We start from the raw sequence: 15,025 nt of genomic DNA on the forward strand, positions 1-15,025 counted from the left end.
TCTCAGGGAGTAGCGAGTTGCCGCGCAGCCTCGTGCGACCGGGGTGATGCTGACGGCAGTGGGGAACGTCCAACCGCCCAGGCGATGCGCGTCGTGGCTGAGGCGGCGCGCCGCAAGCGTGCTCACCCCTCCGGTGCCACCGACATCCCGAGCAGCCGACCGATCGCTTCGTGAACGACCCGGGCAGCCACCTCGTCCCCGAGGGCGACGGCGCGGGTCAGGGTGCCGGCGAGCGAGGCGACGACGGCCGCCCGAGGCGACGGATCGGCCATCGCGAACTCCCCGGGCCCGAGGTCCGGCGGTCGGGCCCGGGTTGGGCCCATGCCACCCGAGGGGGTGCGATCCGCCGTCACACTCTCCCCAAATCTCGGACGATCCAACGGATCGCGACGGTTCGCCCCCGCGGAACAGTCCCGCCAGGGTTTCTGACAGGCGGGACCAGAAACTAGAGCACCCGCAGGAACGCCGTGAGGTCGGCCTTCTCCTGCGCGGTCAGCTTGGTGCCGAGCACCAGGTTGAAGAACTCCACGGTGTCCTCCAGCGTGAGCAGGCGGCCGTCGTGCAGGTAGGGCGGGCTGTCCTTGATGCCGCGGAGCGGGAAGGTCTTGATGGGGCCGTCGGCGGTGGCCATCCGGCCGTTGATGAGCTCGGGCTTGAAGAAGCGCTCCGCCCGCAGGTTGTGCATCAGGTTGTCGGTGTAGTAGGGCGCCACATGGCACGTCCCGCACCGGCCCTTGCCGTGGAAGACCTGCTCGCCGCGGAGCTCCTCCGGGGTCGCCTTCGCGGGGTCGAGGCGCCCGTCCACGCCGAGCTTCGGCGCAGGGGGGAAGTCGAGGATCTCCTGGAACTCGGACATCGCGTGCACCTGGTGCCCGCGGTCGAGGATGTTGATGCCCTTCTTGACGGCGATGACGATGTCACCGTCGAAGTAGGCCCCTCGCTGCTCGAACTCGGTGAAGTCCTCGACGGTCTTTAGCGCGCGCTGCGAGCCGAAGAGGCGCTGGATGTTGACGCCGCGCAGCGTCGGGGTGTCGACCCGGTGCCGGAACTCCTGCGGCCGGGTGTCGCCGACGAGGTGAAACGCGTTGTTCGTGTGCCCGTTCGCGTGGCAATCGAAGCAGGCGACGCCGAGGCTCGCCCGCTCCGAGCGCCGATCCGCGGTGGCGTTGAACTGCATCTGCGGGAACGGCGTGACGAGCAACCGGAGCCCCTCGAGCTGCTTCGGCGTCAGGATGCCGTTGAAGATCTCGTAGAAGTTGTCGATCGTGACGAGCTGCCCCCGGGAGACGTCGCCGAGGTCGGGCCGCGTGGTCAGGTAGATCGGCGCCGGGAACTCGGAGATGATGTGATCCGGAAGGTCGAAGTCGAGATCGAAGCGCGTGAGGTCACGCGCCGTCTGGCGCTTCAGCTCGTCGATGTGGAACTTCGGAAAGACCATCCCCCCTTCCGGGTGGTTCGCGTGCGGCAGCGGCAGGAAGCCCCTCGGCCAGAGCCCCTGCTCCCGGATCGCGTCGGGCGCGAGCGCGGCCAGCCCTTCCCACGTCGTCCCCTTCGAGAGCTTCACGCGGACGCCGGCCTGGACGGGCTTGCCGCGCGACATGGTGACGCCCTGCGCCGGGCGGTTCGAGAGGTCGTACCGCTCGTCGAGCAGGGTCTGATGGCGCTTCATCACCGCGGGCTTGTCGGCCTTCATCCGGGCGACCATGGCGGCGAACGGCTCCTTGTCCTCCACCGGCAGGTAGCTCGTGCGCGGCGTGTCCGGGCCGGGCGGAGGGTTCGCGTTCATGGGCGCCCTCGGCCCCGCCGGCGCGATCGTCCCGGCCGCGGCGGGCGAGGCCTCGCGCGGGCCGGTGGGATCTTCGGGCGCCGCGCCCGGCGTCGAGGCGCAATGCACGAGGCCGAGCGAGAGCGCCGCGGTGCACGCGACAAGGCACGACACATCCATCTTCTTCACAGGCATAGAAGCGCTCCTTCCCGAGGGAACGATCGATGTGGAACGAACGACCGCGCGCACCGGCGCTCCGGCGCGCCTGTCCGGACCATGCAGCATGAAAGCTCGCCAGGCACGCAGGCCAGGCACCATGAGGCGGTCCGTCCAGAGGCGGCTCCTGTGCCAGGGTCGCGTCCGCCACGCGCGCGTTCCGGACGAAGCGCAAGGCGGAGCGCCCGGCGCGGGAAACCCCTTCTGTTCTCGCTCCACCTCGCAGATGCAGGGCGAGGGCCATCGGTATCGGGCGCGGGAGCGGATGTAGCAAATTGCCACGCGTGTGGCAGCGGCGCTCAGGGCGACCCGCCAGCGCAACGCGATGACGGGCGACAGCGAGGGTCTGGGCGGCTAACCTCCGTCGCGCGCGCGCCTCGCCGGAGCGATGCGGACGAAGGGCTCCTTGACGTCGCGCGCGTCGAAGAAGAACACCCGATCCCAGCAGGGCACCTGCTCGCGCTCCGACAGGTCGAACACCTCGCCCCGGGACAGGCTGCCGACGAGCTTCGCGCTCGACTGGCCCCTCATGCTCCACCGGAACTCGTAGGGAAGGAGGACGCTGGGATCGCCGAACATGCCACGCCGCGCGGAGAAGCTCCGCCGCGCGGCCTCGGAGAGCTCCTGGGCGTGGAGCAGGTTCGGGGCGACGATATAGGTCATCGCCAGGCCCTCCTCGAGGAGCAGCCGGTTGATGAGCTGACCTCCCGAGATGACATACCCGAGCACGCGGCCGTAAGCGTCGCACGGCTGCTCGTCGGTCTGGATCTCGACCGCGGCGCCCTCGGGGAGCAGCTCGGACAGCCGCGCGGCGGCCATCTCGGCCCAGTAGCCCTGCGAGGCGCCGAGGAAGTGTGTCTCCGGCGTATCGATCGAGAGCATGCGGATAGCGTGGTCCACGCCCCGCTCGTCGCATACGTGGAGCGTGTCCCCGTCGACCGTCCTCACCACCGTCGCGGGGAAGCGCGGGCCCGGCAGATCCGGCGGCTCGCGGAGCCTCCGCCTCCGAGCGACAAGGGATACGTAGCCGATGAACCTCCGGAACCCCGGAAGCAGTCCTGTCATCGCCCCCTCCTTGGATGGATCAACCCCCAGAAACCGCCGTTCGTCAGGGCGATCGGACTCCACTCCTGCCCAGGCGGCCTGTTCCATGACGCTATAGAGCGCGCCCAGGCCCGATGAAAGCGCTCGGCCCCCCTGACCCGGGGTGCGCGAGGGCCTGAGTCAACGGGCGGATGGAGAAGAGAGAAAGAGAAACCGCCAGGGCGCCAAGAGCGCCAGGAGAGGGGAGGGAGATGAGAACAAGAGAGATGAATCTCTCACGCTCTCTCTTCTACTCTCGCTCTCCTCTTCTTCTCCCCGTGGCGTCCCTGGCGTCTTCGCGGTTCAGCTCTCTCTCCTTTCCCCACGCGGGCCGCCGCCGGACGAGCGCCCCTCGCCATCCCGCGCCGGGTCGGGCTACGCGCCGTCCGCGCTTTCCCGTTACGATGGCCGTCGCGATCGCTTCGGTAGATCGTCGCGGGGCACGGGACGTCTGCGTGTGACCCCGCGCTGGGCTCCGGGGGCGAGAGCCGCCGCGGCGAGGAGGTCCTGGATGTCGTCGCTTGAACACGAAGAGCCGGCCGGAGCGCCGGAACCTGAACGGGAACGCGCAGCCGCGGCGGAAGGCGAGGCGGCGCGGCGCAGGCGCAGGCGCAGCCTCCGCGTGGGGCTCGCGGCCGGGGTGCTCGCGCTCGCGGCGACCGTGACCGCGCTCGTCCTGAGGCGGGAAACGCCGCCCGCGCGGGCCAGCGCCATCGGCGCGCGGCTGGAGCTCTCCTCGGGAGACGTCACGCTGACGGAGAGCGCGCAGGACGACACGCCGTCGACGGTGGTGTCCGGCACCCCGATCCCGGTCGGGGCCGAGCTCGCGACCGGAAAGGGAGCGCGGGCGCTCGTGCGGCTCGCCGACGGCTCGGCGGTGTTCCTCCGCGCAGACTCGGAGATCGCGCTCGGCGCGGGCGGGCTCTCGCTCGGCCAGGGCGAGGTGTGGCTCGACGCGCCGCCGTCCGAGCGCGGCGAGCTCTCGCACGCGCTCGGGGACGTCAAGGTCTCGGCGGCCGACGCGGGCCTGTCGATGAGGCGCTCGGGCAAGGAGGTGAGCGTGTACGTGGCGCGCGGGCTCGCCCTGGTCACGGCGCCCGGGGGGCGCGTCGAGGTGCACGCCGGGGAGCAGGCGACCGTCGCCGGAGACGCCGCGCCGAAGGTCGCGCCGCTCGCCTACTGGGAGGACTGGACCGGCGGCATGGGCGACCACCGGCCGCTCGCTGGCGAAGGCAGCGGCGCCGGCCGGATCTACGGCGTCGACCTGCAGGGCGCCCCGGGGGCGCAGGCGCGCACGCTCGAGATCAGCCGGCAGGTCGTGCGCGCGGTCGTGCGCGACGGCATCGCCGAGACCGAGGTGGACCAGACCTTCTCCAACCCGGGCGGGCGCCAGGTCGAGGGCTGGTACTGGTTCACCGTGCCCGAGCGGGCGCTCGTGAGCTCGTTCGCGGTGGAGACCGACGGCGTGCTCGTCGAGGGGGAGGTGATCGAGCGGAGAGAGGCGGCGCAGCGGTACCAGACCGCCGTGCAGACCGGCCACGAGCCGGCGCTGCTCGAGTGGGTCGACGGGCACAGCTACCGCGCCCGCATCTTCCCGGTGCCCGCGAGCGGCTCCCGGCGCGTGGTGCTGCGGTACGTGGAGATGCTCGGCGCGCCGGCCGGCAAGCTCGCCTACGTGTACCCGATGCGCTCGAGCGAGCCGGTCCAGATCGGCGAGTTCTCGCTCTCGGTCGACCTCGGCCAGGCCGGCCAGGGCATGCAGATCGCGACGCTCGCGGACGCCGTCATCGAGGACGGCGGGCGGCGCGTGAGCATGCGGCGGAGCGGCTACGAGCCGCGCGCGGACTTCCAGCTCGAGGCCTCCGTGAAGGAGAAGGCGTCGCCGCTGCGCGTGTCGCGCTTCGCCGCGGGCGAGGACCGCGCCGACTACGTGATGGCCCGGTACGTGCCCGACGTGGACTGGACCGAGCTCAAGGAGCTGCCCGCGGACCTCGTCGTCGTGGTCGACACGTCGGCGTCGGCCGACGAGCCCGCGCGGCAGCAGAAGGCGGCGGCGGCCGAGGCGATCCTCCGGGCGATGTCGCCGTCGGACCACTTCGCGCTGGTCGCGCTCGACTCGGCGCCCGCGGTCCTTCACCCGAGGGACGGGCTGGCCGAGGCGTCGGAGCAGGAGATCTCCGCCGCGCTCACGCGGCTGGCCGAGCACGCGACGGGGGGCGCGACCGACCTCGGCGCGCTCTTCGAGTCGGCGCTCGGGCGCGTGCACGGCAAGGAGCAGCCGGCGGTCATCTACATCGGCGACGGGCTCGCGACGAGCGGCGAGGTGACCGGCGCGCGCCTCTCGGAGCGGCTCCGCCGGTCGCTCTCGGCCTCGCGCGCGCGCTTCTTCACCGTCGGCGTCGGCGAGAACGCGAACCACGCGCTGCTGCGCGAGCTCGCGCGCGCCGGGGGCGGGCAGGCGTTCCGGATCGACGAGGCCGAGGGCTCGACGTCCGAGGTGCTGCGCCTCGCCAGCGCGATCAAGACGGCGACCATCACCGATCTGTCGATCGACCTCGGCGCCGGGCTCGACGAGCCGATGCTCACCGCGAGCGGCAAGGTGTCGCGCGGCGAGGAGGTCGTGATGCTCGCGCGCACGCACCACGCGCTGCCCGCAAAGGCGATCGTGAAGGGGCGGCTCGCCGGGAAGGAGTACGCGCGCGAGCACCCGATCGAGATCGATCGGGGCGTCGGGGCGGCGCTGGTGCCGCGCTTCTGGGCGGCCGAGAAGATGCGGCGGCTGCTCGCGGACGGCGACGACATCGAGGCGCACCGGGGCAAGGTGGTCGAGCTCGGGCTCGAGTACGGGCTGATCACGCCGTTCACGAGCACGCTGGCGCTCGAGAGCGAGCAGGCCTACGTGAACCAGGGGATCCGGCGGCGGCGCTCGCCGCTCCGGGGCGAGCGGCTGACGGCGCTCACGCCCGCGCGAGAGCGCGAGCTCGCGGCGCTGCTCGCGCCGCCCTCGATGGCGGTCGCCGCCGGCTGCTCGAGGAGCGAGCCGAGCGGGGCGGGCGATGAGGAGAGCTCGAACAAGGAAGGCGGCCACGGCATGAGGAAGCAGGCGCCGGCTGCTGCGGCGGCGCCCGCGCAGGCCGAGGCGCGGGAGCCGGGCGCCGCGGCGGACCTCGCCCCGCCCGCCCCCGCGATGCCCTCCCCGGCCGCCGCGCCCGCCCCGACGGCCACAGCCCCGGCCGGCGACGCGGAGCAGGAGCCCGCGCCGCAGGAGCGCGCCGCGGCCGCGACGAACGACGTGGCCGCCCCTCGGTCGGAGCGCGCGCCCCGGAAGGCCTCGGAGGGCGGCGGCGCGCTGGCGTCCGGCGCGTCCGGCGCGTCCGGCGCGTCCGGCGCGGATCGACTCAAGGGCGCGCCGCGCGGCGGCGGCGGTCCGCTCGATCCGGCCGCGTCCGCCGCGAAGCCGGGCGCGGCGGACGGGGCGGCGGCCGCGCGGAGGGCTGCCCAGGCGTGGCCGCCCAGGCCCCGGCCCGTGGCGATGTCGCCGTGCAGCGACACCGCGCGGCGCCCGCTCGCCGAGCGCCTCGTCGTGTGGTCGAAGCGCCTCGCGCGCGCCACGTCGGCCGAGCAGCTCATCGCGCGCTACGAGGGCGCGCTGTCGACGTGCGAGCTGCCGGACTGGCGCGCGAGGGCCGCGCTCCTCTCGCTGCTCCAGGCGAAGGTGACCACCGAGGGCGGCGCCGAGGCGCTGCTCGTTCGCTTCGCCGACGAGCCCGAGGCGCAGCGGTTCATCGCGCGCGGGCTCATGCGGCGGACCGTCGATCCCGCGATCTCCGCGGCGGTGCGGCGCACGCTCTTCGGGGGCGCCGATCCGAAGGCGCGCTGGACGCTCGTCGACGAGCGCCTCGCGGCGCTGTCGACGGTGGACGAGCGGCTCGCGCTGGTGCGCCAGATGCTCACCGAGCGGCCCGACGACCCGGAGGGGGAGATCCGGCGGGTGCGCCTGCTCGCGGAGGCGGGCCGGAAGGACGAGGCGCTGGCCTACGGGCGGCGGCTCCGCGACCGCGGCTTCATGAGCCCCGGGCTCGCGCTGGAGCTCGGCGACGTGCTCGCCGCGAGCGGCTTCGAGCCGGACGCGCTCCGCACGTACTCGGAGATCGTCGAGTTCGATCCGACGAGCCCCGCGTCGCGCGAGATGCTCGGCGACGTGTACCTCCGGCACGGCTGGTACGCGGCCGCGTACCGGCAGTACACGACGCTCACGGACCTCGCGCCGACCGAGCCCCGGGGCTGGCTGCGGCTCGCCGCGGCGGCCGCGGGCAGCGGGCGCGTCGACGAGGCGCTGCGCATCCAGCGCAAGGTCGCGGCCGCCGAGGGCACGCCGGGGGCGGACGATCCGCGCGCGTGGGCGCGCCTCCTGTCCGCGGCGCGCATCGGCCGGCTGCTCGCCGAGGCCGGCGCGCCGGCCGACGCCGAGAGCCTCGCCCGCAAGCTGAAGGAGCTCCAGCTCTTCAGCGGCCCCGGGGCGCTCCGCGTCGTGCTCTGGGAGGACCACGCCGCGGAGCTCGCCCTGGCGGCGCGCGACGGCGAGGTGGACGCGGCGCTCGGCGACGGCGTGTTCGCGCCGGCGGTCGGGCTCGCGGCGGTGCAGCTCCCCGCGTCCGAGCTCGCGCGCCTCGCGTGGCGCGTGCGGTTCCGCAGCGATCCGCCGCGCCGGGACGTGCGCTTCGTGGTGACGACGATCGTGTGGGACGGGGCGTCGTTCCGCGTGACGAGCGCGCCGGGGTCGATCCGCGCCGGGGAACAGGAGGCCTCGCTGGCGAGCGTCGCGGCGCCCTGAGCGATGGCTCGGGGTCGCGCGATCGCCGGCGAATGGACGGGGGGGAGGCCGCCTCGACGATCGAATCGAAGGCTGAGAGGGCGCCTGAACGCAGTGGACAGCTCGGCGCGCGGTGGGGCCGGGAGCCTCCCCGCGCCTGTCACTGCTCCTTCAGCTTCGCCGCCAGGAACCGCCGCACCTTCTCCCAGGCGTCCGCCGCGGCCTTCGTGTCGTACCGCTCTCCCGACGGGTTCGCGAAGGCGTGCTCGGCGTCGTACCGGAGCACCTCGTGCTCCACGCCCGCCTCGTGCAGCGCCTTGTCGAACTCGTTCACGACCTGGGGCGGGATGCCCTCGTCCCGGTTGCCGAAGACGCCGAGCACCGGCGCCTTGATCGTCTTGAGCTTCTCCTGGTCGGTGACGAGCCGGCCGTAGTAGATGACGGCGGCGTCGAGCTCGGGCTCGTTCATGGCGAGCTTGAGCGACCAGGCGCCGCCGAAGCACCACCCGATCGAGCCGGTCCGCCGGGCCGAGACGCGCGCGTCGGTCGTGAGGAAGCGGTGCGCGGCGCGCACCGTCTCGATCCCCTTCGCCTCGTCGACCGCCTTCATGGCCGTCATGGCGTCGTCCGGCGTGGTCGCGACCTTGCCGCCGTACAGGTCCACGGCGATCGCGGCGTAGCCGTCCTCGGCGAGGCGGTCGGTCCAGTGCTTGATGTGCTCGTTCAGGCCCCACCACTCGTGGATGACAACGACGCCCGGGATGGGCGGCTTCGCGTCCTTCGGCAGGCTCAGGTACGCCCGCGTCCCGGCCACCTCGATCGACTGCCCGCGCGCGGGCGGCGCCCTGTCCGCCCGGAGCTGGTGGAGCGCCTTGAAGTCCTCCTCCGAGAGCAGGCCGGTCGGGCTGTCCGCGGCGCTGGCCGGCGCGGGCGCCGGGGCGGCGGCGCCGGACGGCGGCTCGGCGCGGGGGGCCGGAGACGAGCCAGAGCAGGCGGCGGTCGCCATCGCCAGCGCGAGCGGCGCTGCCAGGCGGAGACGGCTGGGGCGGAGCTTCATGGCCGCGCACCCTACCAGCTCGGGGCGGCGCGCCGGAAGCCTCCCCGCGGCGGCGCGGCGCCCGCCTAGGTCGCCACGCGCAGGCGGAGCTGGCTCGACGAGACGCCCCGACGGACGGCCGAGGCCAGCGTGTCCGCCGAGAACGGCTTCGCGACGAACGCGTGCGCGCCGAGCCGGAACGCGCGCTCGCGCTCGCGCGCCGCGGACATCGTCGAGACGACGACGAGCGCGACGTCGCGGTGGTGCCGGCTCTGACGGATGAAGCGGATGAGCTCGAGCCCGTCGATGTCCGGCAGGTTGATGTCGATGATCACGGCGTCGTACGCGCCCCGGTGCATCAGCCGGAGCGCCTCGAACCCGCTCGCCGTCTCCGCGATCTCCACCGCCGGCCCGAGCTCCTTCGACCCCGCGAGCACCGCCCGCATGTGCGTTCGCATCGCGGCGGAGTCATCGATGAGGAGGATGCGGGTCATGCGGGGGTCCTGTCGGAGGGTTTGGGAGCGCCTCCTACAACAGAAACCACAGGACCTGAAGCGATTACCAATTTTCCGACGTGCCTGCGCCTGTTCGTTTGTACAGTGGTCCAGGACGGCACCGCCGGAGGTGAACGCCTCCCCGCCATTCCCGGCCTCCCCTCCGAGCCCGTTCCCGGCTTCCCCTCCCCCCGACCTCGCGCCGGCGCTCGATGCCGGATGCCCACGGGTATCCGCTTTCCCTGGCCTGCGAGCCCCTGGCCAGCCTCGCCCAGCAGCCCCCGAGGCTCGACCTGCCCCGTTCACCGCGGCGCGCGCGGCCGCGATCTGCGCCGCCGGGCGCCCCCCACGTCCGGGAAAGCGACATCTTCGGCCACTTCCCGAGCCCCTGGCGTGATCACATCGCCTCCCTCCGGGAATTCGTCTGGGCCACACGGGAGACGATGGTGCGCGCTGGCGTATTGTACTTATTCACCACGACTGTAAGACCGGTCCGCGCGAGCGGCAGCGGCGGCGTCTCCCGTGAGCGTGAGGACGATGAGCCGGTCGGTGGACAGCTCGACGAGCGCTCCGCCCGCTGGCCATCTCCTGGCATCCCCCGTGGACGACCTTAGACGAGATACGCACGGTTACTTCCCACTGGCCATCATCGTTCCGCGCTCGCCCGGGAGGAGTGAAATCCTCACTGGACACTTGGCCTCTCTCGCCCCTCGGCGATGAGCCGACTTCGTCTCAGCATCACACCATTTGACTTTCTTTCATCGATCCGAGATCCAAAACTCTGTTTGACACCAAAACCGTGGGACGGTATTCCCATTGACGGCCCCGGCGCACTGCGACTGCGCCGGCGGCGCGTCACGCGAGTCTTTCTTAGGGATGGCAGTCCCTCATGTCCCCGGAGCACCGTCATCCCGTGAACAGCGGGTGAGTCGATCCGTCGCCAGGCAGCTCCGATGCCCGTGCCCCTCGCCGCATCCTCGGCGCGCTCGTCATCGCTCCTCGTGATGGCGTGCCATGCGGAGATCGGGGATCCCCCGACGGAGCCGACGACACGGCGCCGCCGGGCGGCGCGGGCATCGCGGCCGATCAGCTCGAGCTCATTCGTCGGTCGATCTTGGATGGGGCGCCGCCCCCCACCCGTTCCAGTTAGCGTACTTCACGGTCGTGGCATGACTTATCGAAGGAGATCCTTGTATGGCTGAGAGAAAGGGACCCCTGGCGCGTGATCTGCTCGGCTGGGTCCTCGACCGCCGGCAGATCCTCATCAAGCTCGGGGCGTTCGCCATCACCGCGCCCGCGCTCACGTCCTGCGGAGAGGACGACGGGACGGACAATCCGAGCTCCAGCAGCGCCGGAGGCGGCGGTGGAGGCACGGGCACGGCGACCAGCAGCAGCTCAGGCATCGCCAGCACGAGCAGCACCAGCTCGGGCACCGGCGGGGCCGGCGGCGGTGTGGGCGGCGCGTGGGGCGACGACTCGCTGAACCTGGACCCTTCGATCTTCGAGGATGCCGTCAGGTGCGCCTTGACCACCACGGACATCGAGGGGCCGTTCTTCATCGACGACAGCGAGATCCCGAACGACATCAGCCTGTTTCGCAGCGATCTCCGGGACGGCCATCCCGGCTGCGAGTTCCAGTTCTATTTCCGCCTGCTCGACGCCCAGAACAACTGCGAGCCCATCCCCGACGCCGAGATCTACATCTGGCACTGCGATGCGGATGGCTACTACAGCGGCTTCGACGGCCAGGACCCCTCCACGCCGTACAGCGGCCCGGGCGAGCGCACGGTCGAGAACGACGAGCGTTTCTGCCGCGGCGTCCAGCTCACCGACCGCAACGGGATCGCCGGCTTCAGGACGATCTGGCCGGGATGGTACGCGGGGCGCCCCGTCCACGTTCACCTGGTCGCGCGCATCAACGGGGCCACGACCCGGCTGATCACGACGCAGTTCTACTTCGAGGCCGATTTCAGCAGGCAGATCTACGAGAACGAGCCGGCGTACGAGGCCCGCTCGACGAACATCCCGGCGTCGAGCCTCAACCCCCCGGGGTTCGGCGACCCTGCGATGCCCACCATGTCGTACACCCCCGGGCTCGTCATCGGAAAGCTCAACGTCATCGTCGACGGCTGAGCGCGCCGGCGCGAGACATCCTGGAAATACAGGTCGCGCCGCCTGCTCGCGATGGCGCCGGCGCGGGGTGCCGCGATGGCGCGCAGGGGCGGACAACCTCCCGCCCGGACGCCAGACTGCGGTAGGGAGGTCCCATGAGCGACGCGGATCGGCTGGATCCCGGGAGCATGGCGCGCGCGTTCCGCGAGGCGCGGCGCCGCGGGATGGATGTGGAGCCTGCGGTCCTGTTCCACGACCTCGGGCGCATGCGGGCGCGCATCGGGCGGATCGGCGCGGCGTTCCCGCCGGGCGCCCTCCACGCGGTCGCGATCAAGGCGAACCCCCTCGTGGAGGTCCTCCGCGCGGCGGTCGACTGCGGCGCGGGGCTCGAGGCCGCCTCGCTCGAGGAGGTGAAGCTCGCGGCGGCCGCCGGGTGCCCCCCCGGCCGCATCGTCTACGACTCCCCCGCGAAGACGCGCGACGACATCGCGGAGGCCCTCCGCCTGGGCGTGCGGATCAACGCCGATAACCTCGATGAGCTCGAGCGCATCGACGCGCTCGTCCGGCACGGGGAGGCGGGCGACCGCATCGGGCTGCGGATCAACCCGCAGGTCGGGGCGTCCAGCATCGCCCTCACCAGCGTCGCGGATCGGCGCTCCAAGTTCGGGGTCCCGCTCGAGCAGGCCGACGCCGTGCGCGCCGCCTTCGCGCGGTACGGGTGGCTCACCGGCCTGCACGTGCACGTCGGCTCGCAGGGGTGCGCGCCCTCGCAGCTCGTCGACGGGATCCGCCGCGTCGAGGCGCTGCGCCAGGACATCCGCCGCGCGCTCGGGCCGGGCGCCGCCCGCACCATGGATATCGGCGGCGGGCTGCCGGTCGCCTACCGGAGCACCGACCGGCCGCCGCTGCTCGAGGACCACGCGGCCGCGCTGCGCCTGGAGGTGCCGACGCTCTTCGAGGAGGGGACAACGCTGATCACCGAGTTCGGGCGCTGGATCCAGGCGGGCTGCGGCTTCGCCGTCTCGCGCGTGGAGTACGTGAAGGAGGACCCGGCGGGGCGCACCGCGATCCTGCACCTCGGGGCCGACTTCCTGCTGCGCCGCGCCTACCACCCGGCCGACTGGCACCACGATTTCGTGGCGCTCGACGCGGATGGCGCCCTCAAGGAGGGGCCGCTCTCGCCGTGCACCCTCGGCGGCCCGCTGTGCTTCGGCGGCGACGTGCTCGCCCGCGACCTGCCGTTCCCGGCGCTGTCGCCCGGGGATCTCGTGCTCGTCCGCGACACGGGGGCTTACACGCTGAGCATGTGGTCCCGCCACTGCAGCCGCGGCATCCCCGCGGTGCTCGGCGTCGACGGCGGCGAGCTCCGCGTCCTGCGCGAGCGCGAGCGGCCCGAGGACGTGGTGGCGTTCTGGAGCCGCGGCCGCGGCCAGCCATGAGGCCGCCGCGGGGCGTTCACGTGGCTGTTTCCCCGCGGGCCCAGCATGTGAGACCGTGGATGGGCGAGCGCTTCGACGTGGAGGAGCAGGGATGAGGTGGACTGGAGCTTCCGGGGTCGTGGGGCGGTGCGCACGGGCGTGGCGGGTGACGCTGGTCGGCGCCGCGCTGATCGTGCCGCCGATGGCCAGCGCGGGCTGCGGCGACGACGCGACGAGCCCCGTCGGGGGAACCGGCGGCGCCACCGGCACCGCCTCGGGTGGCACCGGCGGCGCCACCGGCACGGGCGGCCAGGGCGGCGACGGCGGCTCGGGCGCCACCGGCACGGGCGGCCAGGGCGGCGACGGCGGCTCGGGCGGCCAGGGCGGCGACGGCGGCTCGGGCGGCCAGGGCGGCGACGGCGGCTCGGGCGGCGGCGACGGCGGCGGCGACACCGTGAGCGTGCAGATCCTCGCCTTCAACGACTTCCACGGCAACCTGGAGCCGCCGGCGGGCAGCAGCGGCAGGATCACGCTGCCCGACACGACGCAGGTGAACGCGGGCGGCGTCGCCTACTTCGCGTCGCGCGTGGCCGCGCTCCGCGCCACGAACCCGAACACCGTGGTGGTCTCGGCCGGAGACCTCATCGGCGCGAGCCCGCTCGTGTCGGCGCTCTTCCACGACGAGCCGACGATCGAGGCCATGAACCTCCTCGGCCTCGACATCAACGGCGTCGGCAACCACGAGTTCGACAAGGGCACCGCGGAGCTCCTCCGCATGCAGTATGGCGGGTGCAGCCCGGTCGACGGCTGCGCGGACGGCACCTTCTTCGCGGGCGCGAGCTTCCAGTTCCTCGCCGCCAACGTCGTCGTGGACACGACGACTGGCAGGACGCTCTTCCCGCGCTACGACGTCCGCGAGTTCGACGGCGTGAAGATCGCCTTCATCGGCATGACGCTCGAGGACACGCCGTCGATCGTGACGCCCATCGGCGTCGCGGGGCTCTCGTTCATGGACGAGGTCGACACGGTGAACGCCATCGTCCCGGAGCTCCAGGCGCAGGGCATCGAGGCCATCGTGGTGGTGCTCCACGAGGGAGGGCTCCCCACCGGCCATCTCAACGAGTGCCCGGGCCTCTCTGGCCCCCTCGTCGAGATCGCCACGAACATGGACCCCGCCGTGGACGTCATCGTCAGTGGGCACACGCACCAGGCGTACAACTGCATCCTCGACGACAAGGTCGTGACGAGCGCGGCGTCGTTCGGCCGGCTGGTCACCGACATCGATCTGGAGATCAGCCGGACCACGGGCGAGGTGACGGCGAAGACGGCGAACAACGTCGTCGTGGCGCGCGAGGACGCCCACGAGGGGGTGGACGCCCTGGTGACGCGCTACAGGGACCTCGCGGCGCCGCTGGCCAACGTGCAGATCGGCACGATCACCGCGACGCTCGATCGCGCGGTCCCGCCCATGGGCTCGGGGCTCTTCGCGCTGGGCGCCGTCATCGCCGACTCCCAGCTCGCCGCCACGCGCGACGCGCGCACCGGCGGGGCCGAGATCGCCTTCATGAACCCGGGCGGCGTCCGCGCAGACCTCGCCTACGCGGCGTCGCCGACGGAGCTCATGGACGGGGTGGTGACGTTCGGCGAGGCGTTCACGGTGCAGCCGTTCGGCAACAGCCTTGTCGTGATGACCCTGAAGGGCGCGCAGATCGATACGCTGCTGGAGCAGCAGTTCCGGGTCGACGCGATGGGAACGCCGCAGAGCGTGATCCTGCAGGTCTCGGACGGCTTCACCTACACCTACAGCCAGAGCGCGCCCGTCGACTCGAAGGTCGACATCGCCTCGATCCGGATCAACGGCGTCCCGATCGAGCCGGCGCGCACGTACCGGGTGACGGTGAACAGCTTCCTGGCGTCGGGCGGCGACGGCTTCACCGTGCTCAACGAGGGGACCGACCGCCTCGGCGGCGCCCTGGATCTCGACGCCCTGCGGGACTACTTCGCGGTGAGCTCGCCCGTCTCGCCGCCCCCGCTCGACCGGATCACGATCGTGCCCTGAGCGGTGCTCGGTTGTTCCGGGGAAGAAGA

Annotated in this window: 9 protein-coding genes; 4 read left to right on the forward strand and 5 right to left on the reverse strand. The window is 72.6% G+C overall.

What is annotated here, in order from left to right:
* Positions 1–122 precede the first annotated feature (122 nt).
* The 3 genes from WME76_RS33095 to WME76_RS33105 form a co-directional block, all read right to left on the reverse strand.
* Positions 123–323 carry a hypothetical protein gene (locus WME76_RS33095; protein WP_437956225.1) on the reverse strand — a complete coding sequence of 67 codons (201 nt, stop codon included), beginning with the start codon at positions 321–323 and terminating at the stop codon, positions 123–125.
* A gap of 122 nt (positions 324–445) precedes the next feature.
* Entirely contained in the window at positions 446–1,786 is a 1,341-nt protein-coding gene (locus WME76_RS33100) for a cytochrome B6 (RefSeq protein ID WP_437962183.1), read from the reverse strand.
* Positions 1,787–2,335: 549 nt separating this feature from the next.
* Positions 2,336–3,046 (reverse strand): thermonuclease family protein, encoded by a 711-nt coding sequence (locus WME76_RS33105; RefSeq protein WP_437956226.1) that lies wholly within the window; start codon positions 3,044–3,046, stop codon positions 2,336–2,338.
* 529 nt (positions 3,047–3,575) lie between these two features.
* Here WME76_RS33105 and WME76_RS33110 point away from each other — a divergent pair.
* Positions 3,576–7,898, forward strand: a complete 4,323-nt coding sequence (locus WME76_RS33110) for a VIT domain-containing protein (protein WP_437956227.1) — start codon at positions 3,576–3,578, stop codon at positions 7,896–7,898.
* A gap of 139 nt (positions 7,899–8,037) precedes the next feature.
* On the opposite strand, the gene WME76_RS33115 is transcribed toward WME76_RS33110, so the two are convergent.
* A complete protein-coding gene (locus WME76_RS33115; RefSeq protein ID WP_437956228.1) occupies positions 8,038–8,934 on the reverse strand; it encodes a dienelactone hydrolase family protein in 897 nt (298 codons plus the stop codon).
* Between the two features lie 65 nt (positions 8,935–8,999).
* Positions 9,000–9,407: a response regulator gene (locus WME76_RS33120; RefSeq protein WP_437956229.1), complete on the reverse strand. Its 408-nt coding sequence runs from the start codon at positions 9,405–9,407 to the stop codon at positions 9,000–9,002.
* A gap of 1,194 nt (positions 9,408–10,601) precedes the next feature.
* Between WME76_RS33120 and WME76_RS33125 the strand changes: the two genes are divergently transcribed.
* From WME76_RS33125 to WME76_RS33135, 3 genes are all read left to right on the forward strand, one after another.
* On the forward strand, positions 10,602–11,540 hold the full coding sequence (locus WME76_RS33125; protein ID WP_437956230.1) for a protocatechuate 3,4-dioxygenase: 939 nt from the start codon (positions 10,602–10,604) through the stop codon (positions 11,538–11,540).
* Between the two features lie 134 nt (positions 11,541–11,674).
* Positions 11,675–12,958 (forward strand): diaminopimelate decarboxylase, encoded by a 1,284-nt coding sequence (locus WME76_RS33130; RefSeq protein WP_437956231.1) that lies wholly within the window; start codon positions 11,675–11,677, stop codon positions 12,956–12,958.
* A gap of 91 nt (positions 12,959–13,049) precedes the next feature.
* Complete coding sequence (locus WME76_RS33135; protein ID WP_437956232.1) at positions 13,050–14,996, forward strand: bifunctional metallophosphatase/5'-nucleotidase; 1,947 nt, start codon at positions 13,050–13,052, stop codon at positions 14,994–14,996.
* Positions 14,997–15,025: the final 29 nt, after the last annotated feature.

Source organism: Sorangium sp. So ce119, assembly GCF_051524405.1.
GTDB classification, from domain to species: domain Bacteria; phylum Myxococcota_A; class Polyangia; order Polyangiales; family Polyangiaceae; genus Sorangium; species Sorangium cellulosum_G.

Coding starts and splice junctions, on each gene's coding strand:
- WME76_RS33095 (WP_437956225.1), bottom strand. CDS start 323: ATGGGCCCAACCCGGGCCCGACCGCCGGACCTCGGGCCCGGGGAGTTC.
- WME76_RS33100 (WP_437962183.1), bottom strand. CDS start 1,786: ATGAACGCGAACCCTCCGCCCGGCCCGGACACGCCGCGCACGAGCTAC.
- WME76_RS33105 (WP_437956226.1), bottom strand. CDS start 3,046: ATGACAGGACTGCTTCCGGGGTTCCGGAGGTTCATCGGCTACGTATCC.
- WME76_RS33110 (WP_437956227.1), top strand. CDS start 3,576: ATGTCGTCGCTTGAACACGAAGAGCCGGCCGGAGCGCCGGAACCTGAA.
- WME76_RS33115 (WP_437956228.1), bottom strand. CDS start 8,934: ATGAAGCTCCGCCCCAGCCGTCTCCGCCTGGCAGCGCCGCTCGCGCTG.
- WME76_RS33120 (WP_437956229.1), bottom strand. CDS start 9,407: ATGACCCGCATCCTCCTCATCGATGACTCCGCCGCGATGCGAACGCAC.
- WME76_RS33125 (WP_437956230.1), top strand. CDS start 10,602: ATGGCTGAGAGAAAGGGACCCCTGGCGCGTGATCTGCTCGGCTGGGTC.
- WME76_RS33130 (WP_437956231.1), top strand. CDS start 11,675: ATGAGCGACGCGGATCGGCTGGATCCCGGGAGCATGGCGCGCGCGTTC.
- WME76_RS33135 (WP_437956232.1), top strand. CDS start 13,050: ATGAGGTGGACTGGAGCTTCCGGGGTCGTGGGGCGGTGCGCACGGGCG.